This is a genomic window from Arthrobacter sp. MMS24-S77 (assembly GCF_054888235.1).
Genome location: NZ_JBTZRN010000001.1, coordinates 1 through 24,096, shown reverse-complemented (window position 1 = coordinate 24,096; position 24,096 = coordinate 1). Strand labels below are relative to the sequence as shown.

Here is a 24,096-nt window from a genome sequence, read left to right as displayed (position 1 = left end):
CCCTTCGGACCCTCCTCCGGTCCGAGCACAGCTACGGGCGCCACTACGAGCACCGCTACGGCCAGAAGCCGGCCGGGACACCGCCCGGACGATCCTCCAAGTGGAACCCCGGTTCCTGCCAGGCAGGTACACCCGGATGCCGGAAGGGGCCCGGCCCGCGAAGCGGCGCTACTGAGTGTGCGGCGCGACCTTGAGCGACTCGCGCGACTTCGAACGGCTCCCTGAAGTCCCGGGGACAGAGGACAAAGTGGCGGTCTGGCGGCCGCCGTCGAACGCGTTTCGAAGCACCCGCCACATAACCTTCTTTGGGGCACTTTAAGGCTTGCCTGTGCGGTTCTTGCCGGTCTATACCTCTATCATTGAGCTTGCGGGAAACCTAGTACTTTGATCCTGCCGGCTCACTGCTGAAAACCGGCATAATCGCGGGCGCGTCTGCTTGCACCTTTGAAGGGAACACCTATGGCTCGGAGCCCCGAAGAATCGCTCAAGGCGACTCTGGGCAGGGTGGCACCTGGAACACCGTTGCGCGACGGTCTGGAACGCATCCTCCGCGGGCGCACCGGTGCCCTGATCGTGCTGGGTACAGACAGGACCATCGAGTCGATCTGCTCGGGCGGTTTTGAAATCGGCATCGACTTCTCCCCCACGCGCCTGCGTGAGCTCGCGAAGATGGACGGCGCCATCATTTGCGACAAGGACGCCGGGAACATCCTCCGTGCCGCGGTCCAGCTTGTGCCGGACTCGAGCATCGAGACCCAGGAATCTGGAACGCGTCACAGGACGGCCGAGCGCGTAGCCATCCAGACCGGGGTGCCGGTGATTTCGGTCAGCCAGTCCATGCAGATCATCGCCCTCTACGTCAACGGTCTCCGGCACGTGCTCGAGGGCTCCGAGAAGGTCCTCGCGCGGGCCAACCAGGCCCTCGCAACCCTTGAGCGCTACAGCGCCCGATTGGATCAGGTCACTAGCGCCCTCTCTGCTCTCGAGATCGAGGCCATGGTCACCGTTCGGGATGTGGCCGTTACCCTGCAGCGCCAGGAAATGGTCCGGCGCATCGCCGAGGAAATCGCGCAGTACGTCCTGGAGCTGGGCGAGGACGGCAGGCTGCTCTCCCTTCAGTTGGAGGAGCTCACCATGGGCCGTGGCCCGGGCAGCGACGTCATCATCCGCGACTACGCCGGAGCCGATGCCTCACCGGAGGAGATCGATGCCGCCGTGCAGGCTCTCCTGGACCTTGGCCCCACCGAGCTGATTGACCTCGGCAAGATCGCTGGCATCATCGGTTTCGCCGGGGGCATGGATGTGCTCGACGCCGGCGTGCAGCCCCGCGGATACCGCCTCCTGTCCGGGCTGAAGTCGGTTCCGAAGGCCGTGGCCGACCGTCTGGTGGAACACTTCGGGGGACTCCAGAACCTCATGGCCGCCACCATCGACGATCTCATGACCGTGGACGGCATCGGCGACCAGCGCGCCAGGACCGTCCGCGAAGGGCTCAGCCGCATGGCCGAGGCCAGCCTGCTGGACCGGTTCCTCTAGTCCCCACCGTGCCTCAGCCCAGCTGGAAGATCGCCTTGGTGCTCGCTTTGTTTCCCAGGACGGCCTTGAAGGTGTACGTGCCGTTGGCCGGCTTGGCGGAGACCACCCCGCAGCCTTCCGATGTCCTGTTGCGTTGCCACGGGAAGTTGGCCGTCTCGCTCTTGCCCGGATCAATCTGCTTCACGAGGTCTTCGCCCTTCGCTTGGCAGTCCTTCGAAGAGAAAATCCGGTCGTCGCCGCTCATCACCAGGAACTCCATCTGGGACGTGCCAACATTGACCTGGCACGGAGCGGCTCCGCCGTTGGTGATCTTCATGCTCAGCACCGGGTTCTGCCCGGCTGCATAGGCGGGCTGGTCCGTGGATGCGGTAACCGTCACCAGGTTGAGGTCGCAGACTGGTGTCGGAGAGGGGGTCGTCGTGGCCGCAATGGGATCCGACGTGGGAGTCTGGACCACGGGAACAGCTCCGCTCGCATCGTTCTTGGACGCACCGGAATCAGCCTTGCCCGCAAGCGACGAACTCATGGCCACAGCCCCGGCCACGAGCATAGCCAAGACCACCAGCAGGGCGCCAAAAACTACCAGCCTGCGACGGCGGTAGACGGCGGGGCTCGGCCGGCGCCTTTGAGGTCGCCCCGCATTCTTTGAACGGCTTGCGCCTGCGGTCCGGGCAGTGCCTTTCGCCGACGGCGACGTCCGCGCCCTTGGCGGTTGCTTGCCCTTGTTGACCATTCTTCTAGGCTAGGCAACACCGGGCCGGGATGGCGTCGCACCACGCCGCCGAGGCCTGATCGGAGCCAGTATGACGTCTGTCATCTTGGCTGGCTCCACTACAGTGGATGGCAGGAATCGGCCGCCATCAGGGCCTTCCCCGAACGCCGACGAGGATCCACATGCTATTGCCAGGCGCCGATGAATTTGCCGGCACCCACCACCTCCCGGACATACACCTGTCCATGGACCGCTGGTTCTCCGAGATGGCCCGCGTGTTGCCGTGGCGGTCACCGGACTGCAGCCCGTGGGGAATCCTGGTCAGTGAGGTAATGCTGCAGCAGACCCCGGTAGTTCGCGTCCTGCCGGTGTGGGAAGACTGGATGGAACGCTGGCCTGGACCGGCGGATCTCGCGAAGGAGCCTTCCGGCGAGGCCGTGCGACACTGGGGCAGGCTTGGCTATCCCCGCCGCGCACTCAGGCTCCATGGGGCCGCCGTCGCGATTGTAGAGAAGCACGGTGGCAAGGTCCCGGACACCCATGGCGCGTTGCTGAGCCTTCCCGGCGTCGGCGACTACACAGCCGCGGCTGTGGCCGCTTTCGCGTTCGGGCGGCGCGAAACCGTGGTGGATACGAACATCCGGCGCGTGCATGCCCGGCTCGTTTCGGGATTGGCGCTGCCAGCGCCGTCGCTCACCGCTTCCGAGATGCGCCTCGCTGAATCGCTCATGCCCGACGACGCCGGGCTCTCCGTCCGGTGGAACGCCTCCGTCATGGAACTCGGAGCGCTGGTGTGCACGGCCCGCTCCCCGAAGTGCTCCGACTGCCCCGTCCGCGAGTCCTGCGCATGGCTTGCCGCGGGCGAGCCTGAGCCGACGTACACACCCAAGGGCCAGGCCTGGCACGGCACAGATCGGCAGCTCCGGGGTGCCGTCATGGCCGTCCTGCGCGTGGCCGCCTCGCCCGTGGCGCGCGAACTGTTCGAGCGCCCCGCAGCCGACCTTGGCTTCGCTCCAGACGGCATAGCGGTGCCCTTGGCTGTCCTGCACCGATTGAATTCGGCCCCGGAGCAGCTGGAGCGGGCGCTCGAGGGACTCCTGCGCGACGGTCTGGCCGAGATGCACGACGGCGGACTGCGGCTCCCGGCCTGAGCTTCCGTTGGCGCTGCTTCCTTCACATGCGGGCGGGCTCGCGGGCCGGCTTGCGGGCCGGCTTGCGGGCTAGAAGGTAGGCCTGCTGGGTTTTCTCGTACATGCCGTCTGGTTCGCGGAGCAGCTGCGCTTCCACAACAAGGCCTGCCTGGCGAAGGAGTTCTGTGATGCGTCCCGGCGGCAAGCGGTAGGCATCGAGGTCGATCTCGTGGCCGTAGGCGAAATCCAGATGCCGGGGTTCGTCTCCCGCCTGAAACGCAAGCAGGAGCAGGCCGCCGTCCCTAAGGGCCCGATGGAATTGGGCGAACACCCCGGGCAGCCGTGCCGGCGGAGTATGGATAATCGAATACCAGGCGACAATGCCACCCAGCGTGCCGTCCGTCAGGTTGAGGGCCTCCATCGACCCTTCGTCAAACTGCAGGCCCGGGTGATCCCGGCGGGCTACTGCCACCATCTCCGGCGAGAGGTCGATGCCGAAGGCGGTCAGGCCAAGTGAGTCCAAGTGCGCCGTGATCCGCCCGGGACCGCAACCAAGGTCCGCGACTGCCCCTCCTCCAGCCGCCTCCACGAGTTCGGCAAAGGTGCCTATCATGGCCCGGTCGAACGGCTTCGAGGCTAGCTCGTTGCGCAGGAGTTCGGCGTAGTCGGAGGCTACTGTGTTGTACGCGGCGCGGGTGGCGCGCACGTCCGCGAGTTCAGTCATGCCCAGTTCAGTCATGCCCAGAACCCTACTGCTTTTCAGCCGGCTGAGGCTTCGCAGCCAGCTTGGCCCTGGATCGCGGAACGCCTAACGCCATGAGGTCGCAGAGCTGCAACGGTCCGTAGAGGTCTGTAACGATGTGCCTGCCAGTTGCCGGTATGGCGTTCCGGGCATCTCGCCGCAGGAATACGCTCACATTATGCGAAGGTTTTGGGCCGCTATCGCATTGATCACGACGGCGGCGCTCGGTTCGGGATGCCAGCCTCAAGTGACCGTCTGCCCGGCAATTGCCATGGCCCCCGTGGTGTCCCTGACCATTGCGGCAGAGTACGTGCCGACGGTCAAAACCGTGCACATGAGGGCGTGCCAAGACGGGAAATGCCATGAGTCGGGGTTGGAGCTGCGCGAAGGCAGTGTGTCAGTTCCTCAATCTTGCAGTCCCGAACCCGAAGGAGCATGCTCTGCCGTTTCGTCACCGGATGGCACGCGTTATGGGTTCCTGAACATGGGGACATTGACGGCCTCGTCCATCAATGTCGAAGTGACGGGCTCAGACGCAAACGGCGGTTCCTTGCCGGTCAGGAAACTGGACTTCACGCCCAAGAGCGCCAAACCCTGGGGCGAGCAGTGTCCTGCTACGATCACCGCAAGCCTCTTGCTGGACGCCAACGGCCTACGGCAGGCCTGAACTCCGGGGCCACGAAGGCCACAAAGCCGCCTTTAATCGACTCTCCCCGGAGCCCCTTCAGATCTCCCCGAAGCCCTGTTCCACGAGCCGCCGGACGTAATTCACGGCTTTCGACGCATCTTTGCCCCAGGCCTCGACCCTGAGCTTGCCGCCCTGTCCCACGGCAAGGCTCATAAGTTCCATGATTGACGTGCCATCGACGCCGTTCACCGTTGCTTCGACGTCCAGGCCGGCCAGTCCACCCGCAATTTTCGCCGCAGGCCTCGCGTGCATTCCCATGGGGTTGATGAGCTCGAATTCGTCGCTTTCCGCCGGCTCACCCCTGCCCTGGGATTGAGCCGACCCCGCCGCGTCAAAAGCAGGCTCCGGACCGAACCGAACCGATTCTGCGGCGGCCTTCACGCTGGCGGCTGCTGCCCCACCTTGCGTGGCCACGGCGGCGGCAACGAGGCCTTCCACCAAGGGAGCATCGGCAAGGAAAACCCGGTCCGGCTCACTGCAGAATTCCACCGCTGACTCCGCCGTCATGACTGCAGAGCCGAGGTCCGTCAACACCACCACCCCGTCCCCGGAGGCCTCCGCAAGTCCGGCCTCGAATGCGGCGATGGTTCTCTCGAGGTCCGTGCCAATCCGGCCATCATCCGTCCCACCCACCGCATGGAACCTCACATCGGGGGCCATCTGTGCGGCCAATTCCACCGCGCCTTCCGCGATTTTCCGGCTGTGGGAGACTACCACCAAGGCCACCGTCATTCAGCGGCCCCCTCGGGGAACCCCGCGGCGGTGGCGGCTGCGCGCAGCAATAGCGCCGAAGATGCGGCCCCGGGATCCCGGTGGCCTGCGCTGCGTTCACCGAGGTAGCTTGCCCTGCCCTTGCGTGCCACCAGGGGATCGGTTGTCACCGCGCCCACCTCGGCAGCTTCGGCCGCAGCCGCTAACACGGCCACGGCATCTCCGCCGGCTACCAGGACCTCATCCGCTGCTTCCACCGCCGGGGACCACGCATCCACCATCGTTTTATCGCCCAATTCCGCCTTGCCGCGGGCAACAATTCCGTCACGCGCCGCGGTCAATGCACCGGCGAGCGCCGCCGCATCAATCTCCGAGCTTTCTCCCAGTGCCGTGGCTGCCCGGAGATATGCGGTTCCGTATAACGGACCGGCTGCCCCACCCACCTTGGACATCAGGGCCATCGCAGCCAGCTTCAGTGCTGCACCGGGTGTTTCCGGCGGAGTTTGGGCGAGCTTCTCCATGACGGCCCGGAATCCGCGGTCCATGTTTTCGCCGTGGTCCGAGTCGCCAATCGCACGGTCCAACGCGATCAGTTCCTCACGATGCTCGGACATGAGCCTCGCGGAGAGCGTCAACCATTGAACCGCCCAGTCGACCCCCAGACCCACAGTCACATCCCCCAACGGAGGGCCGGAGTATGGACCGGTGCATCCCACAGGGCAGTCAGTTCGTCATCGAGCCGTAGCACCGAGATGGAGCATCCTTGCATCTCAAGCGACGTGACGTAGTTGCCCACCAGCGAGCGTTCCACTTTGGCTCCTCTTTCCGCGAGGATCTGGGCCGCCCGGCGGTAAACAATGTACAGCTCACTGAGGGGCGTACCGCCCATGCCGTTGACGAAGAGCAGCACTTCTTCACCGGCCTTGATGGCCAGGTCTTCCAGGACGGGATCCAACAATCGGCTAGTGATGGCGTCGGCGCCCTCCATGGCGATCCGGTGCCTGCCAGGCTCACCGTGAATGCCTATTCCGATTTCAATTTCGTCGTCAGCAAGCTCGAAGCTGGGCACCCCGGCATGCGGCACCGTGCAGCCGGACAAGGCCACGCCCATAGTCCGCACGTTGCGGACAACCCCTTCTGCTACTCCCGCAACGGCGTCCAATGAATCCCCCCGTTCGGCGGCCGCTCCAGCAATCTTTTCCACCAGCACGGTGCCTCCCACCCCGCGCCGGCCTGCGGTGTAGAGCGAATCCTCCACCGCGACGTCGTCGTTGACGAGAACCGTGCGGACGCTGATTCCTTCGGCCTGGGCCATCTCTGCAGCCGTCTCGAAATTCAGGACGTCGCCGGTGTAGTTCTTCACGATGTGCAAGACGCCGGCCCCCGAATCTACTGCCGCAGTGGCCGGAATGATCTGGTCAGGCGTGGGCGAGGTGAAGACGGCACCCGGCACAGCGGCGTCGAGCATTCCATGCCCCACAAAACCGGCATGAAGCGGTTCATGACCGCTCCCTCCTCCCGACACAAGGGCCACTTTGCCGGCCACGGGCGCACCTTTTCGGACGACGAAGATGGGATCGGTATGGACGTCCACGAGCTCGGCATGAGCCATGCCAAATCCCTCGACGGACTCGTCCACCACGGCACGGGGATCGTTGATGAGCTTTTTCATGACATGCTCCTGGGGCGTTGCTGGTAGGTGATTTGACCCTACTACCAGCGCCTCGGGCACGGTAGGGGAATGGTTCCGTATGTGGAAGCTGCCAACCCGGAAACGCAGAAAGGACAGCCCCCAATGGCTGTCCCTTCTGAAACGTTCTGGATTGCAAATGGTTAGTGCGGTGGCCCGCCGACCTTCAATCGGCTGGTGCTGGGATCCTGGGCTGTTACGCCCTTGGCCAAGGAGTCCGGCCAGAGATCCGTGCACGCTTCCCGCATGCAACCCCCGGTCCCCCGCTTGCGCGACTCCGATAAGGAGCCAGGGCGCGGCATGTCTATCTGGAAACCTGAAAAGTCTGGAAACATAACGTGGTACTTCATTTCTCGCCTCCACAGTATGGTTGGCTCGCCGCAACCGAGCCTCCAATAGTTTATCCATCAAGTTGATATACGTAAAGACTTGACAGGCAGCACTTTCGGAAACCCCGCGTGAAAAACTGGGAGCTAGAGGAACTTGATCATTCGGGTGTTGCCCAGGGTGTTTGGCTTCACCCGGGCAAGATCGAGGAACTCGGCCACGCCTTCGTCATGGGAGCGGAGCAATTCCGAGTAGACCTGCGGGTCGACCGCCGTTTGGTCCGCCATGACTTCGAATCCGTGGCGCTTGAAGAAGTCCACTTCGAAGGTCAGGCAGAAAACCCGTGCAACGCCAAGGGCGCGCGCGTCCTCCAGCAGCTGCTGAACAAGGACGTGGCCCACGCCCTTGCCCCGCCAGTTGTCGTCCGCGGCCAAGGTGCGCACTTCGGCCAGGTCCTCCCACATCACGTGCAAAGCCCCGCATCCGATCACCTCACCGTCGGACGATTCGGCAATCCGGAACTCCTGAAGGCTCTCGTAGTAGGCCACCGTCTCCTTGGCCATCAGGATTCGCTGCTCTGCCAGGGGCGCCACAAGCCTCTTGATCGCGGCAACATCGCCAGTGCGGGCAGGGCGGATACTGAACGTCGAAGTCACAGCCCCCATCTTACGAGGCGAAGGAGGCTGGGACGGTTTACCCTCACTTTCGAGGCGACTTCCGTACCAGCCTCCGAGCCGGGAAGCCTAGAGCCCCAGGTCGGCGGGCAGAGGCATGTCTTGGCCAAGCACCTGCTTGGCCAGGAAGTGCTCCACCACGCCGTACCAGAGCTTGGCGTGCTGCGGCTGCAGGATCCAATGGTTCTCATCCGGGAAGTACAAGAAACGGTGCTGGGTCTCGCCGTTCTCGTCGGCAGGCAGCCCGGAGCCGGACAGCAGTTCGTACCAAAGCCTCAGGCCTTCGCCGATCGGCACCCGGTAGTCCTTGTCGCCGTGGACCACCAGCATGGGTGTGTTGATCTTTCCGACATGGAGGTGGGGCGAATTCTCCATGGCCATCTCCGCGGTCATTTCCTTGAGCCAATACTGCGAAGCGTCCGTGGTGGGGCCAAACTGGTCCAGGGCCCACAAACTGGCGTGAGTCACGATCGCCTTGAAACGGTCCGTCTGCCCGGCCACCCAGTTGGCCATGTATCCGCCGAACGACCCGCCCATCGCGGCAGTCCGCGTCTCGTCAATGTCGGGCCGATTGACCACTGTGTCGGTGATGGCCATGAGGTCCGTAAACGGAGCCTTGCCCCATTCACCCCAGCCACGCTGGATGAACTGTTGGCCGTACCCGGTGGACAATGCGGGGTCCGGCAGCAGTACGGCGTACCCCTTTGACACGAGCAGCCAAGGGTTCCACCGCCAGGTCCAGGCATTCCATGAGCCCAAGGGTCCCCCGTGAATCCACAGCAGCAGGGGCGCCGGGGCCGCCTCCGATGCGCCGTCCGGTAGCGCGAGGTAGGCCGGAACCCGCGAGCCGTCCGCCGCCGTGGTTTCCACCCGCTCCAACGAGCCCTTGATCCTGGGGCGCTCAGCTGGCGCGGGTAGCCGCTCGACGTCGCCCGAGGCGAGGTCGATCCGCACAGCTTCCGCCGGGAATTCGTAAGAGCTGCGCAGAGCGAACGCGCTCAGTCCGTCCGGGGAAACCACGACGTCGGTGTACGCCGCCGCGTCATGCGTCACCCGGGTGACGGTACCGTCAGCGACGCCGACACGGAAGACCGGCGTGGCGCCGTCGTCGTCTGCTGTAACGAGGAGCGAGCGCGCATCCGGAAGCCAAGCCGCGGGACTGCCCCAGCGGTCCCAGCCGGGCGCGAGCGGTTCAAGATCAAGGGTTTCTCCCGCCGCGACGTTCAAGAGGTGGAGCTTGACCTGGGGCGCCTCTCCGGGGGTGCTGTCACTTTCGCTGACGACGGCAAGCCTGTTGTTGTCAGGGCTCACGGGACCCGGGAAATAGCTCATCCCCCCATGGTCCAAAAGCACCTTGAGGGACCCGGAAGCGACGTCGACGGCGGCGAGCACAAACCGGGTATCGGCCTTCGCGAGCGGCTTGGCCAGGCTCGTGTAGATCGTCTTGCCGTCAGGGCTGACCACCGCGTGGGTGTTGCGGAGGTTGCCGCCGACGTCGGGAGTCAGATTACGCAGCGTCAGGGGCGCAGTGGCGTCCACGGTCGCGGGCTTTCCGGACTCGGGCACGTCCCCGCTTTCCACGGCGAACAGCCTGGGCTGCGCCGGGCCTAGATCGGCGTCCCAATAGCGAACGGGGTAGCCGGTGTGCAGAATGGCCGCCACCTTGTTGTCCTTGCGGCTCTTGCGACGCTCTTCGTCGTTTTCCTCATCGGTGGAACCAGCCAGCACCGAGGCCGTCACGAAAGTGGCATCCGCGGCTGACGCGGCCATGACGCCCCCGACTCCGCCCGCGCGGGAGTGCACAACCCGGGCCTCCCCGCCGTCGGCGGGCAAGAGCCACAACGCGCTCACGGGATCGGCCTCTGGACTGTCAGGGTCAGGGCGGGCTGAAGTGAAGTAGAGGTCGCCGTTGGCGGCAAACACCGCGCCGGTCTCGCCCTTGGCGCTGCGCGTAATGCGGCGGGCGTGCTTCTTTCCCGCAGGATCAAGCTCCCAAAGAGCCGTGACGTATTCAGTGCCTTTGGCGTTGAGGGTGGAAACCGTGGTGACCAGGCGGCTTCCGTCCGGACTGAGAGCCAGGCCACCAACCCGGGGGATGGCCAGGTAGTGGTCCAGATCATGGAAAGGAGTTTCGGGTTGTGTGCTCGGGGCCTCTGCGGCATTCGAATCCATGCTCCGATTCAACACGCAATGTGCGCCAGATCACAAAAGGTTCACTAAGAGTGAAACAGTGCTTTCACATATTCCGGAGTTCGGGTACGCAAAAGCTCCGCCCACTCCTTTCGGAGTGGACGGAGCTTTGGGTCGGAACTTAGGCGCTCGGAGCGATTTCCGGGATGCGCGGCTTGGCGTTGCCCGCGAACGTGAACTTGGCGTCGTCGCCTTCGCCGTCCACGTCAACCACCACGATGTCACCCGTGTGCAGTTCGCCGAAGAGAATCTTCTCGGAGAGCTGGTCCTCGATCTCGCGCTGGATGGTACGGCGCAGCGGCCGGGCACCCATGGCAGGATCGTAGCCACGCGTGGCCAGGAGCACCTTGGCAGCTGTGGTGAGCTCGATGCCCATGTCCTTATCCTTGAGGCGTGCCTCGAGGCGCGTGACAAACAGGTCCACGATCTCGATGATCTCGTCCTGGGTGAGCTGCGGGAACACCACGACGTCGTCAACGCGGTTGAGGAACTCGGGGCGGAAGTGCTGCTTGAGCTCTTCGGTGACTCGTGCCCGCATCCGGTTGTAGCCGGTGGTGGTATCCGTGCCGGACTGGAAGCCGGTCGCGACGCTCTTGGAGATATCGCGGGTTCCCAGGTTGGTGGTCATGATGATCACGGTGTTCTTGAAGTCCACCACCCGGCCCTGGGAGTCGGTCAGGCGGCCATCTTCCAGAATCTGCAGCAACGAGTTGAAGAGGTCCGCGTGGGCCTTCTCCACTTCGTCGAACAGCACCACCGAGAACGGACGGCGGCGGACCTTCTCGGTCAGCTGCCCGCCCTCCTCGTAGCCAACATAGCCCGGAGGGGCACCGAAGAGACGCGAAACCGTGTGCTTCTCGGAGTACTCGGACATGTCCAGCGTGATGAGGGCATCCTCTTCACCAAACAGGAATTCCGCCAACGCCTTGGCGAGTTCGGTTTTGCCGACGCCGGTGGGGCCGGCGAAGATGAACGAACCGCCCGGGCGCTTGGGATCCTTGAGGCCTGCACGGGTGCGGCGGATGGCCTGGGAGAGGGCACGGATGGCCTCGTCCTGGCCGACGACGCGCTTGTGCAACTCATCTTCCATCTTCAGCAGGCGGCTGGATTCTTCCTCGGTGAGCTTGAAGACCGGGATGCCGGTGGAGTTCGCGAGAACTTCGGCAATCAGGTCTTCGTCTACCTCGGAGATATCGTCCATGCCGCCGGACTTCCAGTTGCGTTCCTTCTCGGCACGCTCGGCAATGAGCTTCTGCTCCTTGTCGCGCAGCGAGGCGGCACCCTCGAAGTCCTGGGCGTCGATGGCGGATTCCTTCTCCATCTTGACCTCGGCGATGCGCTCGTCCATGGCCTTGAGCTCCGGCGGAGCGGTCATGCGGCGGATGCGCAGGCGCGCACCGGCTTCGTCGATCAGGTCGATCGCCTTGTCCGGCAGGAAGCGGTCCGAAATGTAGCGCTCGGCCAGCGTTGCCGCAGACGCAAGGGCGCCGTCGGTGATGGTCACGCGGTGGTGCGCTTCGTAGCGGTCACGCAGGCCTTTGAGGATCTCGATCGCGTGCGCGACAGAAGGCTCCTTGACCTGGATCGGCTGGAAGCGGCGTTCCAGGGCGGCATCCTTCTCAATGTGCTTGCGGTACTCATCCAGGGTGGTGGCACCGATGGTCTGGAGTTCACCACGGGCAAGCATCGGCTTAAGGATCGACGCGGCATCGATGGCACCCTCGGCCGCACCGGCGCCCACGAGGGTGTGGATCTCGTCGATGAAGAGGATGATGTCGCCGCGGGTGCGGATTTCCTTGAGGACCTTCTTCAGCCGCTCTTCGAAGTCGCCACGGTAGCGGGAACCTGCCACCAGGGAACCGAGGTCCAGCGTGTAAAGCTGCTTGTCCTTGATGGTCTCCGGGACGTCCCCGCGGACGATCGCCTGGGCGAGACCTTCGACGACGGCGGTCTTGCCGACGCCGGGCTCGCCGATCAGCACGGGGTTGTTCTTGGTGCGGCGGGAGAGGACCTGCATGACGCGTTCCATCTCCAGCTCGCGGCCGATCACAGGATCAAGCTTGTTTTCCCGAGCAGCCTGGGTAAGGTTGCGGCCGAACTGGTCCAGCACCACCGAACCGGCCGGAGTGCCTTCCTGCTGGCCAGGTCCCGAGCCGGGGCCTGCGGCTTCCTTGCCCTGGTAGCCGGAGAGCAGCTGGATGACCTGCTGGCGGACCCGGTTGAGGTCCGCGCCAAGCTTGACGAGCACCTGCGCGGCAACACCTTCACCCTCGCGGATGAGGCCAAGCAGGATGTGCTCGGTACCGATGTAGTTGTGGCCGAGCTGCAGGGCTTCCCGGAGCGAGAGCTCGAGTACCTTCTTGGCGCGCGGGGTGAAGGGGATGTGGCCGGACGGGGCTTGCTGGCCCTGGCCGATGATCTCCTGCACCTGCTCGCGGACGCCATCGAGCGAAATGCTCAGGGACTCAAGCGCCTTGGCGGCAACGCCTTCACCCTCGTGGATCAGACCCAAGAGGATGTGCTCGGTACCGATGTAGTTGTGGTTGAGCATGCGTGCCTCTTCTTGGGCAAGCACAACAACGCGACGGGCACGGTCCGTAAATCTCTCAAACATTTCGCCACACTCCTAGCTACGACGTACTTTGATGCTACGTGGCAACGCAGGAATTTTGGGGCGTGTTCGCCACAGGGGAAACATGGCCGCACCGGGAATAAGTTCACTCACGCCGCGAAGGGTCCTTGCTGCGGGGTTGGGGGACTGAACACAAGATCTTCCACAGCCAAGCGGGGCTTCGCTTCCGCCATCGCGAGCCCGCCACCCGCCGTCGTTGTCCCCAGCAAACGTCGTGACCGCATACCGGATATTCACAGCCGGCTCCAAGCCTTCCGGTGAATAGTGCAGCCAGCATGTCAAACGCTACCGGCAGCCGGATGAAACGGCCGGCGAAATGACAATACCCCGGCCCTAGGGGCCGGGGTATTGATACTTGGTGTCAGGAATTGGCCTTCTGGTAGGCTTCCTGAATTTCGGCCTGAATGCGGCCACGGCTGTTTACGGTATAACCGTTCTCACGCGCCCATTGACGGATCTGTGCCGAGTCCTGGTTTCTCCCTGCGGCAACGCGGCTGCGCGTTGCACGACCCGTGGAGGTTTTGCGCGCTTTGGCTACAAAGGGCCCGAGAGCGTCCCGCAGCTTGGCAGCGTTGGCACTGGACAGGTCCATTTCGTAACTGACTCCGTCAAGGCCGAAGCGGACAGTTTCATCCGCGGCGCCCTCATCCAGGTCGTCAACGAGGATAATTTTGACTTTCTGTGCCATGAAAAGACTCTCTTTTGGAGGGGTCGGATATGCGGAATAGCTGGACTACTAATTAAATATTATCGTCCAGGGCATGGCAGATCGTCAAAGACACTATTAAATCTTGGGGAACGGGCCCGGGAAAGAGCTATTTGGTAGGCGTTGAACCGTCGCTCGCCGGGTTCGCAATTCCGAAACCGGCTTCTTCCTGGGCTCGGGCTTCTGCCTGGCGCTCTGATTTGTCCGCGTTGAAGATTGCCTTCATGGCAAACCAAAAGAGAAGTCCGACAACAACGGACGGCGCAAGAACGGCAATGTATTCCATGGTCAGTGCCCTTCGGGCTTGAGGAGTGGGAACAAGATGGTTTCCCGGATGCCCGCTCCGGTGAACAGCATGACCAAACGGTCGATGCCGAGGCCGATGCCACCCATGGGCGGAGCACCATACTCAAGGGCGCGGAGAAAGTCCTCATCCAGCTGCATCGCCTCGACGTCGCCAGCGGCCGAACGGCGTGACTGCTCGGTGAGCCGTTCGCGCTGGATGACGGGGTCGATTAGCTCGGAGAAGGCCGTGCCGCGTTCCATGCCACCGATGATGAGGTCCCAAGCCTCGATCAAGCGGCCGTCCTCCCGGTGCGGGCGGGCAAGGGGCTGCGCGGAGGGCGGGTAGTTGTAGACGAAGGTGGGGTTGAGCAGCGTGGGCTCGACGATTTCGCCGAACAGTTCGACCACCAGCTTTTCGGCCTCCCACTTGGGATCCACCTTGACTTCGTGCTTGGCGGCAATCGCCAGCAGTTCCGCCACCGTGGTGTCCGGAGTGATCTCCTCACCGATAGCCTCGGAGAGCCCCGGGTAGACGGCAACCCAGGCCCATTCGCCGTCGAGGTCGATCTCTCCGGCGTCCGTCTGGATGGTGCGGGTACCCACGACGTCGGCGACGTTGAGGATGATTTCCCTCATGCGCTCGGCCATGACGAACTGGTCAGCCCAGGCCTCGTAGCATTCCAGGGTGGTGAATTCCGGGCTGTGGGTGGAATCGACGCCTTCGTTGCGGAAGACGCGGCCCATGTCGTAAACGCGGTCAATTCCGCCCACCACGGCGCGCTTGAGGAAGAGCTCAGTGGCGATGCGCAACGTCATCTTCTGGTCGAAGGCATTCATGTGCGTCTCGAACGGACGGGCCGTAGCGCCGCCGTGGACGAGCTGCAGGATGGGCGTCTCCACCTCGACATAGCCGCGACGATCCAAGGTGTCGCGCACCGATCGGGTAATCGCAGCACGGGTGTAGACCATTTCCCGGGCTTCATCGCGGACCATCAGGTCCACGTAGCGCTGCCTGACGCGGGTCTCCTCATTGAGTTCGGCATGCAGCACCGGCAGCGGGCGCAAGGCCTTGGAGGCCATGGACCAGGAGTCGGCCATGACGGACAGCTCGCCACGCCGGGAGGAAATGACTTCGCCCTTGATGAAAACGTGGTCTCCGAGGTCCACCAGCGACTTCCAGTCCGCGAGGGTCTCCTCGCCGACGTTCGCGAGGCTGAGCATGGCCTGCAGGCGCACGCCCTTCCCGTCCACCCCGCCTTCCTGGAGAGTGGCGAAGCAGAGCTTGCCGGTATTGCGCACGAACACGACCCTGCCAGTGATGCCCACGGTGTCGCCGGTGGTTTCATCGGCTTCGAGGTGGGCATACTTCTCGCGGATCTCGGCGAGGGAATGCGTCCGCTCAACACCCACCGGGTAGGCCTCGGCGCCGCGTTCGATCAGCTTGCTGCGCTTATCCATGCGGATGCGCATCTGTTCGCTGGCGTCGGCGGGCTCTGCGGCGTTGTGCTGGGCTGGGGTGTTTGCGGAAGTCACAATCCCCAAGTTTACCGGGGATTCCCTAGAGTTCCCTACCCTCGCCCGCCGCGACCGCCGACATAGACTCGGGCTGTGGAGACATGGACAGTTGAAACGGACGACGGCGGCGGTCACCTCGAGGTGCACTCCTTCCGTCGCGCGGCCCCGGCCTCCCTTCCCGGCGCGCCGGGCGCGGCGGGAGGACCCGGCGTCGTACTTGTTCACGGCACCCTGGTGACCGATTCCCTCTACTGGCCATTCGCCAGGAACCTTAGTGTCCTTCTTGGCAGGCCGGTGCACTCCTATAACCGGCGCGGCCGCGGCCACTCGGCGCCGCAGCCGCCCAACTACTCCGCCGCGACTGAGACCAGCGACCTGCTTGCCGTGATGAAGGCTAGCGGCTCCACGGATGTCGTTGGGCACAGCTATGGCGGATTCGTGGCGCTCCAGGGAGCCTTGCGCGCTCCCTTTTCCCGGCTCGTGACCTACGACGCTGCCGTTTCCCTGTCCGGCAACCTGAACGGGCGATGGCGCCCTCAACTGGAAGCGGCCGTCTCGGCCGGCCAGCTCGACCACGCATGGGCGCATTTGGTCCAGGGGCTCGCTACCGCCGGTCCGATTTCGTATTTGCCGCTCGGGGCCTTGCGGGTGCTCAGTATCCTCTCCGCCAAGACCAGGTTGGGATACGAGATGCGGGATCTTTTGCCCACGGCGGTGTCCGAGATGCGCGCAATCATCGAGGCTGACTCGCACATTCAGGACTACGCGGAGTTGAAAACGCCGACCCTGATGCTCAGCGGCGGCTGGAGCCCGTCCTACTTTGCCGAAACCGGCCGGCAGCTTGCCGCTGCCATCCCCGCGGTGGACTTCGCGATGGTCCCCCTGCAGTTCCACGAAGGTCCCCTCCGGCCGGGGAAGCAGCTCGCCGTGAGAATTGCCCGCTACCTCGCCAACGGCCCAACGACGCCGGCTGCGTCACCCTAGGATGAAACGGTGAAAGAACGTGAGGTCCCTACGCCCGACGGCGGCAAGCTGGCCTTATACAGCTACGGCACCCTGGACGCGCCCGGAGAGCGCCGCGTGATGCTCATTGGCGGCGCATTCCTGACCGCACTCATCTACCGGCCCTTTTCCATGGCGCTAGCCAGTGGACTCGGCGAGGGCTGGGCGGTTGACGTCTACGACCGCAGAGGCCGGGGCAGCTCAACCGAGCAACCCGCAAACTACTCCATGGCCACGGAGATCGCGGACGTCCGCACCATCATGGATGCAACGGGTGCCAGGAACATCCTTGGCCACAGCCTTGGCGGATCCGTGGCTCTGAATGCCGTGCAGGAGTTCGCAGGAACAAGCTACGAGCCGAACAAGCTTGCCGTCTACGATGCCGCAGTAAACATCGACGGCAGCATGGACACCGCTTGGCTGGATGGCTTTGCCCAGTCCGTGGATAGCGGAAATGTGGGACGTGCCATGGCCCGGATGAAGAGGGGCATGCAGCCCGGCACCGCCTTGGCCCGGATCCCGGAGCCCATCCTGGCCGGCCTCATGGCCATCGTCTCCCGCACGAAGGTCAATAAGGTCCTCAGGGAACTCATGCCAACGGGCGTCGGCGAACTCAAAGCCGCCTACGACGAAGCCGCACGTCCCCGGACTTCTCTCTTCTGCCTCGAAACACGCGTTTCATGGTGGGTAGCAAGAGCCCCAAGTACTACAAAGTCACCGCCGAGCGGCTGTACGCAGCCGTCCCCGGTAGCACGCTGGTGGTGTCGCCAAAAGGCTTCCACGGGTCCATCCCGGCAGCAGTGAAGGAACTTGTGGCGGACCTTTCCAGCTATTTCAAGGACTGACGGAACCCTGCGGCTCCGTTAGGCTCGAAGCATGACGCGCGAGAAAATCACAACGGCCGACGGCGGAACCCTGGAGCTCTTCACGACGGGCGGTGACTTGGCGACTGCCGGCTCAGGCGTCGTCGTCGTGCCCGCCTCGATGGTGACCGCCGCGGACTACTCCAAGTTCGCGCAGAAGCTCAGCGCCTCGCTTGGCCGCCCAGTGCATACTTTCAACCGCCGGGGCCGCGGCGAATCCTCGCCGCAGCCCAACGACTACACGCTCGACGTCGACATCCGGGATCTCGCCGAGGTCATGAAGCACACGTCTTGCACCGATGTCTTCGGGCACAGCTTCGGGGGCGCAGTGGCCCTGCACGCGGCACGCACGCTGCCTGTGGAACGCCTGGCGGTTTACGACCCCGCAGTTTCGGTCAACCACAGCGTGAAGGCCGACTGGACAAGCGAATACGAGCGCGCGACGGCGGCTGGAGACTTTGACCGCGGGCTCGCCGTGCTAGTGAAGGGCGTCGAAACGGAAGGCGCCTTCGCAAGGATGCCGTTGTCCATGCTGACACTCGTCAACAAGCTCACGGCGGGCACCCCCATGGGTAAACAAATGCGCGACCTCATGCAGGCCGGCGTACGCGAGATCAAAGCAGTCATTGCCGCCGACATGCCCGCGGAGCCGTTCCTCGAGCTGCCGCTGGAGACGCTCATTGTGGTGGGAGAAAAGAGCCCGGCATACTTCGGGGTGGCGTGCGGTCAGATCCATGATGTCCTCTCCGGATCGAGCTACACGATCCTCCCCGGCCACGGCCACGACGGGGTGATCCGGGCTCCGGACAAACTCATCGCCGAGCTTTCCGACTTCTTCTCGGGCTAAACGCCCGCTCACGTATGGCGGGTCCCGGGCGGGACGCCCGCTCACTTATCGCGCCTTCCGGCGGGAGGGGGTGTTAATGGGCGAGGCCCCGACATTCGCTGTCGGGGCCTCGCCGTTGAAAGATGTCCGGCGGTGTCCTACTCTCCCACACCCTCCCGGGTGCAGTACCATCGGCGCTGTGGGTCTTAGCTTCCGGGTTCGGAATGGGACCGGGCGTTTCCCCCACGCTATGACCGCCGTAACCTTGTTACCCGTCCCGCCGGCACGCTGGGTGCGGGGGTGGGAAGACTGGTTACAACATTGTGGTGTTGTTATTCAGTTGTGGTTTGTTCCTGTGACAACAACGGGTTGTTGTTCGGGAACCACATAGTGGACGCAAGCAGTTTTGTTTGTGTGGTGTAAGTTGTCGGCCTATTAGTACCGGTCAGCTTCAACAGTCGTTGGTCCTGTCTTCCACATCCGGCCTATCAACCCAGTGGTCTGGCTGGGGGCCTCTCACACACGAGGTGTTTGGAAATCTCATCTTGAAGCGAGCTTCCCGCTTAGATGCTTTCAGCGGTTATCCCATCCGAACGTAGCTAATCAGCGGTGCACTTGGCAGTACAACTGACACACCAGAGGTTCGTCCGTCCCGGTCCTCTCGTACTAAGGACAGCCCTTCTCAAATTTCCTGCGCGCGCAGCGGATAGGGACCGAACTGTCTCACGACGTTCTAAACCCAGCTCGCGTACCGCTTTAATGGGCGAACAGCCCAACCCTTGGGACCTACTCCAGCCCCAGGATGCGACGAGCCGACATCGAGGTGCCAAACCATGCCGTCGATATGGACTCTTGGGCAAGATCAGCCTGTTATCCCCGAGGTACCTTTTATCCGTTGAGCGACGGCCATTCCACAATGTACCGCCGGATCACTAGTCCCGACTTTCGTCCCTGCTTGAGATGTCTCTCTCACAGTCAAGCTCCCTTGTGCACTTACACTCGACACCTGATTGCCAACCAGGCTGAGGGAACCTTTGGGCGCCTCCGTTACTTTTTAGGAGGCAACCGCCCCAGTTAAACTACCCATCAGGCACTGTCCCTGACCCGGATCACGGGCCGAAGTTAGATGTCCAAAGTGACCAGAGTGGTATTTCAACGATGACTCCACCCCCACTGGCGTGAGGGCTTCAACGTCTCCCACCTATCCTACACAAGCCACTCCGAACACCAATACCAAACTATAGTAAAGGTCTCGGGGTCTTTCCGTCCTGCTGCGCGTAACGAGCATCTTTACTCGTACTGCAATTTCGCCGAGTTTATGGTTGAGACAGCGGGGAAGTCGTTACTCCATTCGTGCAGGTCGGAACTTACCCGACAAGGAATTTCGCTACCTTAGGATGGTTATAGTTACCACCGCCGTTTACTGGGGCTTAAATTCTCAGCTTCGCCTTGCGGCTAACCGGTCCTCTTAACCTTCCAGCACCGGGCAGGAGTCAGTCCGTATACATCGTCTTGCGACTTCGCACGGACCTGTGTTTTTAGTAAACAGTCGCTTCCCCCTGGTCTCTGCGGCCCCGATCCCCTCCCACCGGCAAGCGGTGTTCAAGGTTGGGGCCCCCCTTCTCCCGAAGTTACGGGGGCATTTTGCCGAGTTCCTTAACCATAATTCTCTCGATCGCCTTGGTATTCTCTACCTGATCACCTGTGTCGGTTTGGGGTACGGGCGGCTAAGACCTCGCGCCGATGCTTTTCTAGGCAGCATAGGATCACCGGATCCCCCCATGACGGGGGTCCCATCAGATCTCAGGAACGTCATCCAAGACACAGCGACGGATTTGCCTATCGCTGACCCTACATCCTTAGACCGGGGCAACCATCGCCCGGCCCGGCTACCTTCCTGCGTCACACCTGTTAATACGCTTACCTCCCGGGATCAGGTCCCGCGCTCGGCCAAAACCCGCACACCACAAGGGTGCTTGGGCAGGCTCCGGGCGGTTAGTATCCCCCGCTTGGCATGGGCGGTCCTTCGCCGGTACGGGAATATCAACCCGTTGTCCATCGACTACGCCTGTCGGCCTCGCCTTAGGTCCCGACTTACCCAGGGCAGATTAGCTTGACCCTGGAACCCTTGATCATTCGGCGGACGGGTTTCTCACCCGTCTTTCGCTACTCATGCCTGCATTCTCACTCGTGTAGGCTCCACCGCTGGTTTACACCGCGACTTCACCGCCCACACGACGCTCCCCTACCACTCCAGACGACTGAACCACGAAGGCTTGTCCCTGTCTGAAATCCACAACTTCGGCGGTGTACTTGAGCCCCGCTACATTGTCGGCGCGGAATCACTTGACCAGTGAGCTATTACGCACTCTTTCAAGGATGGCTGCTTCTAAGCCAACCTCCTGGTTGTCTTCGCAACTCCACATCCTTTCCCACTTAGCACACGCTTAGGGGCCTTAGTTGGTGGTCTGGGCTGTTTCCCTCTCGACTATGAAGCTTATCCCCCACAGTCTCACTGCTGCGCTCTCACTTACCGGCATTCGGAGTTTGGCTGACGTCAGTAACCTTGTAGGGCCCATCGGCCATCCAGTAGCTCTACCTCCGGCAAGAAACACGCAACGCTGCACCTAAATGCATTTCGGGGAGAACCAGCTATCACGGAGTTTGATTGGCCTTTCACCCCTACCCACAGCTCATCCCCTCCATTTTCAACTGAAGTGGGTTCGGTCCTCCACGACGTCTTACCGTCGCTTCAACCTGGCCATGGGTAGATCACTCCGCTTCGGGTCTAGATCACGCCACTACACTCGCCCTGTTCAGACTCGCTTTCGCTACGGCTACCCCACACGGGTTAACCTCGCGACGTAACACTAACTCGCAGGCTCATTCTTCAAAAGGCACGCCGTCACAGCTACAAGGCTGCTCCGACGGATTGTAAGCACACGGTTTCAGGTACTGTTTCACTCCCCTCCCGGGGTACTTTTCACCTTTCCCTCACGGTACTGGTCCGCTATCGGTCATTAGGAAGTATTTAGGCTTATCAGGTGGTCCTGACAGATTCGCACGGGATTTCTCGGGCCCCGTGCTACTTGGGATCCTCTCCAGGCGGCACACAACATTACGGTTACGGGGCTCACACCCTCTACGGCCGGCCTTTCAAGACCGTTCACCTATGCTCATGCTCTCACCCCACCGGTCCGGCAGAACCAGTACGGAAAGTCCCACAACCCCGCCCATGCAACGCCCGCCGGCTATCACACATGGAACGGTTTAGCCTCATCCGCGTTCGCTCGCCACTACTAACGGAATCACTCTTGTTTTCTCTTCCTGCGGGTACTGAGATGTTTCACTTCCCCGCGTTCCCCCCACGCACCCTATGTGTTCAGATGCGGGTCACCAGATCACGCAAACGCGCCTGGCGGGGTTTCCCCATTCGGACATCCTGGGATCAAAGTTCGGTTATCAACTCCCCCAGGCTTATCGCAGATTCCTACGTCCTTCTTCGGCTCCTAATGCCAAGGCATCCACCGTGTGCCCTTAAAAACTTGACCACACAAAAATCAAAGACTTCTCGAGAGAACCAGACCCCCCAAAAGAAGGGCCGGGTTCAAAAAAAAGAAATTGCTGTAGACACAAGACAAACCCCAAGGGCCTGCCCGTGTCAGATGCTCGCGTCCACTATGTAGTTCTCAAACAACAACCCCGTACCACACCCCCGCACCAGCCACCCCACCAAAAAGGGGCAGCCACCACGCACGAGGACATGCAGCCAGGACAACCGGAAACACCAAACCCACACCCCGCACCGCCCCCCCAAAAAGAAGAAGGACACCCGCAGGCCATGGCCCTGTTGCCTCAGGACCCAACAGTGTGCCAAACACGAAAACCGGACACCCCCCACCCGCACCGTTCCAGGACACTCAAAGAGCATCCGTACTAAGGACAGGAAAGAAACAACCGGCCGCTATCTGCTGATATTCCACCCATGAGCACCCACCGCAGAACAGACGCCTGCGCAATGGGCTTTGCTTCCACACACCCCCACGGCCACCATGCGGCAACCACGGAAATGATAATGGCGCTCCTTAGAAAGGAGGTGATCCAGCCGCACCTTCCGGTACGGCTACCTTGTTACGACTTAGTCCCAATCGCCGGTCCCACCTTCGACGGCTCCCCCCACAAGGGTTAGGCCACCGGCTTCGGGTGTTACCAACTTTCGTGACTTGACGGGCGGTGTGTACAAGGCCCGGGAACGTATTCACCGCAGCGTTGCTGATCTGCGATTACTAGCGACTCCGACTTCATGGGGTCGAGTTGCAGACCCCAATCCGAACTGAGACCGGCTTTTTGGGATTAGCTCCACCTCACAGTATCGCAACCCTTTGTACCGGCCATTGTAGCATGCGTGAAGCCCAAGACATAAGGGGCATGATGATTTGACGTCGTCCCCACCTTCCTCCGAGTTGACCCCGGCAGTCTCCCATGAGTCCCCACCACTACGTGCTGGCAACATGGAACGAGGGTTGCGCTCGTTGCGGGACTTAACCCAACATCTCACGACACGAGCTGACGACAACCATGCACCACCTGTAAACCGACCGCAAGCGGGGCACCTGTTTCCAGGCGTTACCGGTTCATGTCAAGCCTTGGTAAGGTTCTTCGCGTTGCATCGAATTAATCCGCATGCTCCGCCGCTTGTGCGGGCCCCCGTCAATTCCTTTGAGTTTTAGCCTTGCGGCCGTACTCCCCAGGCGGGGCACTTAATGCGTTAGCTACGGCGCGGAAAACGTGGAATGTCCCCCACACCTAGTGCCCAACGTTTACGGCATGGACTACCAGGGTATCTAATCCTGTTCGCTCCCCATGCTTTCGCTCCTCAGCGTCAGTTAATGCCCAGAGACCTGCCTTCGCCATCGGTGTTCCTCCTGATATCTGCGCATTTCACCGCTACACCAGGAATTCCAGTCTCCCCTACATCACTCTAGTCTGCCCGTACCCACTGCAGAACCGGAGTTGAGCCCCGGTCTTTCACAGCAGACGCGACAAACCGCCTACGAGCTCTTTACGCCCAATAATTCCGGATAACGCTTGCGCCCTACGTATTACCGCGGCTGCTGGCACGTAGTTAGCCGGCGCTTCTTCTGCAGGTACCGTCACTTTCGCTTCTTCCCTACTGAAAGAGGTTTACAACCCGAAGGCCGTCATCCCTCACGCGGCGTCGCTGCATCAGGCTTTCGCCCATTGTGCAATATTCCCCACTGCTGCCTCCCGTAGGAGTCTGGGCCGTGTCTCAGTCCCAGTGTGGCCGGTCACCCTCTCAGGCCGGCTACCCGTCGTCGCCTTGGTAGGCCATTACCCCACCAACAAGCTGATAGGCCGCGAGTCCATCCAAAACCGCAAAAGCTTTCCACCACCATGACATGCGTCAGACGGTCATATCCGGTATTAGACCCAGTTTCCCAGGCTTATCCCAGAGTCAAGGGCAGGTTACTCACGTGTTACTCACCCGTTCGCCACTAATCCCCCCAGCAAGCTGGAGATCATCGTTCGACTTGCATGTGTTAAGCACGCCGCCAGCGTTCATCCTGAGCCAGGATCAAACTCTCCGTTGAAGTAAAACAAAAACAGACACAACCACAACCACCGGAAACAACGGTCGAAGCAGCTGCACAAAATTTGAAACCAGCCAAAAATACCAGACCCCACCCACAGGGGCGGACAAGGCCCGGCAAAATTCAACCAATTCATATAAAATAAACCGGTATCAACAAACTTGGCACACTATTGAGTTCTCAAACAACAGACACACCCGACACCACCCACACCCACCAAAGGGTCCAGGATCGCTCCGGAGCAACTTCACAAAG

Annotated in this window: 16 protein-coding genes, 3 rRNA genes and 1 pseudogene; 6 read left to right on the top strand and 14 right to left on the bottom strand. The window is 62.2% G+C overall.

What is annotated here, in order from left to right; translation table 11 throughout:
* Positions 1 to 459: 459 nt before the first annotated feature.
* Positions 460 to 1,536 carry a DNA integrity scanning diadenylate cyclase DisA gene (disA, locus tag ACX5I4_RS00100; RefSeq protein ID WP_184740662.1) on the top strand — a complete coding sequence of 359 codons (1,077 nt, stop codon included), beginning with the start codon at positions 460 to 462 and terminating at the stop codon, positions 1,534 to 1,536.
* Positions 1,537 to 1,549: 13 nt separating this feature from the next.
* Here disA and ACX5I4_RS00095 read toward each other — a convergent pair whose 3' ends face one another.
* A complete protein-coding gene (locus tag ACX5I4_RS00095; RefSeq protein WP_461834863.1) occupies positions 1,550 to 2,269 on the bottom strand; it encodes a hypothetical protein in 720 nt (239 codons plus the stop codon).
* A 224-nt stretch (positions 2,270 to 2,493) separates the two neighbouring features.
* Between ACX5I4_RS00095 and ACX5I4_RS00090 the strand changes: the two genes are divergently transcribed.
* Positions 2,494 to 3,399 (top strand): HhH-GPD family protein, encoded by a 906-nt coding sequence (locus ACX5I4_RS00090; RefSeq protein WP_461838612.1) that lies wholly within the window; start codon positions 2,494 to 2,496, stop codon positions 3,397 to 3,399.
* A gap of 22 nt (positions 3,400 to 3,421) precedes the next feature.
* Here ACX5I4_RS00090 and ACX5I4_RS00085 read toward each other — a convergent pair whose 3' ends face one another.
* A complete protein-coding gene (locus ACX5I4_RS00085) occupies positions 3,422 to 4,117 on the bottom strand; it encodes a class I SAM-dependent DNA methyltransferase (RefSeq protein WP_461834862.1) in 696 nt (231 codons plus the stop codon).
* 487 nt (positions 4,118 to 4,604) lie between these two features.
* Between ACX5I4_RS00085 and ACX5I4_RS00080 the strand changes: the two genes are divergently transcribed.
* Positions 4,605 to 4,787 (top strand): hypothetical protein, encoded by a 183-nt coding sequence (locus ACX5I4_RS00080; protein WP_461834861.1) that lies wholly within the window; start codon positions 4,605 to 4,607, stop codon positions 4,785 to 4,787.
* Between the two features lie 57 nt (positions 4,788 to 4,844).
* On the opposite strand, the gene dhaM is transcribed toward ACX5I4_RS00080, so the two are convergent.
* From dhaM to lysS, 9 genes are all read right to left on the bottom strand, one after another.
* The gene (dhaM, locus tag ACX5I4_RS00075) at positions 4,845 to 5,540 is read right to left on the bottom strand and encodes a dihydroxyacetone kinase phosphoryl donor subunit DhaM (protein WP_461834860.1); all 696 of its coding nucleotides are present in this window, start codon (positions 5,538 to 5,540) and stop codon (positions 4,845 to 4,847) included.
* A complete protein-coding gene (dhaL, locus tag ACX5I4_RS00070; RefSeq protein ID WP_461834859.1) occupies positions 5,537 to 6,187 on the bottom strand; it encodes a dihydroxyacetone kinase subunit DhaL in 651 nt (216 codons plus the stop codon). The genes dhaM and dhaL overlap by 4 nt, the downstream gene beginning before the upstream one ends.
* A 2-nt stretch (positions 6,188 to 6,189) precedes the next feature.
* On the bottom strand, positions 6,190 to 7,191 hold the full coding sequence (dhaK, locus tag ACX5I4_RS00065; protein WP_461834858.1) for a dihydroxyacetone kinase subunit DhaK: 1,002 nt from the start codon (positions 7,189 to 7,191) through the stop codon (positions 6,190 to 6,192).
* A gap of 491 nt (positions 7,192 to 7,682) precedes the next feature.
* Entirely contained in the window at positions 7,683 to 8,192 is a 510-nt protein-coding gene (locus ACX5I4_RS00060; RefSeq protein WP_265980666.1) for an amino-acid N-acetyltransferase, read from the bottom strand.
* An 87-nt stretch (positions 8,193 to 8,279) separates the two neighbouring features.
* Complete coding sequence (locus ACX5I4_RS00055; protein ID WP_461834857.1) at positions 8,280 to 10,382, bottom strand: S9 family peptidase; 2,103 nt, start codon at positions 10,380 to 10,382, stop codon at positions 8,280 to 8,282.
* Positions 10,383 to 10,521: 139 nt separating this feature from the next.
* Positions 10,522 to 13,014, bottom strand: coding sequence for an ATP-dependent Clp protease ATP-binding subunit (locus ACX5I4_RS00050; RefSeq protein ID WP_461834856.1), 2,493 nt, complete (start codon positions 13,012 to 13,014; stop codon positions 10,522 to 10,524).
* A 379-nt stretch (positions 13,015 to 13,393) separates the two neighbouring features.
* Positions 13,394 to 13,720 carry a histone-like nucleoid-structuring protein Lsr2 gene (locus ACX5I4_RS00045; RefSeq protein ID WP_184740653.1) on the bottom strand — a complete coding sequence of 109 codons (327 nt, stop codon included), beginning with the start codon at positions 13,718 to 13,720 and terminating at the stop codon, positions 13,394 to 13,396.
* Positions 13,721 to 13,847: 127 nt separating this feature from the next.
* Positions 13,848 to 14,024, bottom strand: coding sequence for a hypothetical protein (locus tag ACX5I4_RS00040; RefSeq protein WP_461834855.1), 177 nt, complete (start codon positions 14,022 to 14,024; stop codon positions 13,848 to 13,850).
* Between the two features lie 2 nt (positions 14,025 to 14,026).
* On the bottom strand, positions 14,027 to 15,556 hold the full coding sequence (lysS, locus tag ACX5I4_RS00035; RefSeq protein ID WP_461834854.1) for a lysine--tRNA ligase: 1,530 nt from the start codon (positions 15,554 to 15,556) through the stop codon (positions 14,027 to 14,029).
* A 75-nt stretch (positions 15,557 to 15,631) separates the two neighbouring features.
* Between lysS and ACX5I4_RS00030 the strand changes: the two genes are divergently transcribed.
* From ACX5I4_RS00030 to ACX5I4_RS00020, 3 genes and pseudogenes are all read left to right on the top strand, one after another.
* Complete coding sequence (locus ACX5I4_RS00030) at positions 15,632 to 16,522, top strand: alpha/beta fold hydrolase (RefSeq protein ID WP_461834853.1); 891 nt, start codon at positions 15,632 to 15,634, stop codon at positions 16,520 to 16,522.
* 9 nt (positions 16,523 to 16,531) lie between these two features.
* Positions 16,532 to 17,385, top strand: a pseudogene (locus tag ACX5I4_RS00025) (alpha/beta fold hydrolase).
* Positions 17,386 to 17,416: 31 nt separating this feature from the next.
* On the top strand, positions 17,417 to 18,250 hold the full coding sequence (locus ACX5I4_RS00020; protein ID WP_461834852.1) for an alpha/beta fold hydrolase: 834 nt from the start codon (positions 17,417 to 17,419) through the stop codon (positions 18,248 to 18,250).
* A gap of 124 nt (positions 18,251 to 18,374) precedes the next feature.
* On the opposite strand, the gene rrf is transcribed toward ACX5I4_RS00020, so the two are convergent.
* From rrf to ACX5I4_RS00005, 3 genes are all read right to left on the bottom strand, one after another.
* Positions 18,375 to 18,491, bottom strand: a 5S ribosomal RNA gene (gene rrf, locus ACX5I4_RS00015).
* 152 nt (positions 18,492 to 18,643) lie between these two features.
* Positions 18,644 to 21,780: ribosomal RNA gene (locus ACX5I4_RS00010) — 23S ribosomal RNA — on the bottom strand.
* Positions 21,781 to 22,318: 538 nt separating this feature from the next.
* A 16S ribosomal RNA gene (locus tag ACX5I4_RS00005) occupies positions 22,319 to 23,841 on the bottom strand.
* The 16S, 23S and 5S rRNA genes sit together here, the layout of an rRNA operon.
* Positions 23,842 to 24,096: the final 255 nt, after the last annotated feature.

Coding starts and splice junctions, on each gene's coding strand:
- ACX5I4_RS00090 (WP_461838612.1), top strand. CDS start 2,494: ATGGACCGCTGGTTCTCCGAGATGGCCCGCGTGTTGCCGTGGCGGTCA.
- ACX5I4_RS00055 (WP_461834857.1), bottom strand. CDS start 10,382: ATGGATTCGAATGCCGCAGAGGCCCCGAGCACACAACCCGAAACTCCT.
- ACX5I4_RS00045 (WP_184740653.1), bottom strand. CDS start 13,720: ATGGCACAGAAAGTCAAAATTATCCTCGTTGACGACCTGGATGAGGGC.
- ACX5I4_RS00080 (WP_461834861.1), top strand. CDS start 4,605: ATGGGGACATTGACGGCCTCGTCCATCAATGTCGAAGTGACGGGCTCA.
- disA (WP_184740662.1), top strand. CDS start 460: ATGGCTCGGAGCCCCGAAGAATCGCTCAAGGCGACTCTGGGCAGGGTG.
- dhaK (WP_461834858.1), bottom strand. CDS start 7,191: ATGAAAAAGCTCATCAACGATCCCCGTGCCGTGGTGGACGAGTCCGTC.
- ACX5I4_RS00095 (WP_461834863.1), bottom strand. CDS start 2,269: ATGGTCAACAAGGGCAAGCAACCGCCAAGGGCGCGGACGTCGCCGTCG.
- ACX5I4_RS00020 (WP_461834852.1), top strand. CDS start 17,417: ATGACGCGCGAGAAAATCACAACGGCCGACGGCGGAACCCTGGAGCTC.
- ACX5I4_RS00040 (WP_461834855.1), bottom strand. CDS start 14,024: ATGGAATACATTGCCGTTCTTGCGCCGTCCGTTGTTGTCGGACTTCTC.
- dhaM (WP_461834860.1), bottom strand. CDS start 5,540: ATGACGGTGGCCTTGGTGGTAGTCTCCCACAGCCGGAAAATCGCGGAA.
- ACX5I4_RS00050 (WP_461834856.1), bottom strand. CDS start 13,014: ATGTTTGAGAGATTTACGGACCGTGCCCGTCGCGTTGTTGTGCTTGCC.
- ACX5I4_RS00085 (WP_461834862.1), bottom strand. CDS start 4,117: ATGACTGAACTGGGCATGACTGAACTCGCGGACGTGCGCGCCACCCGC.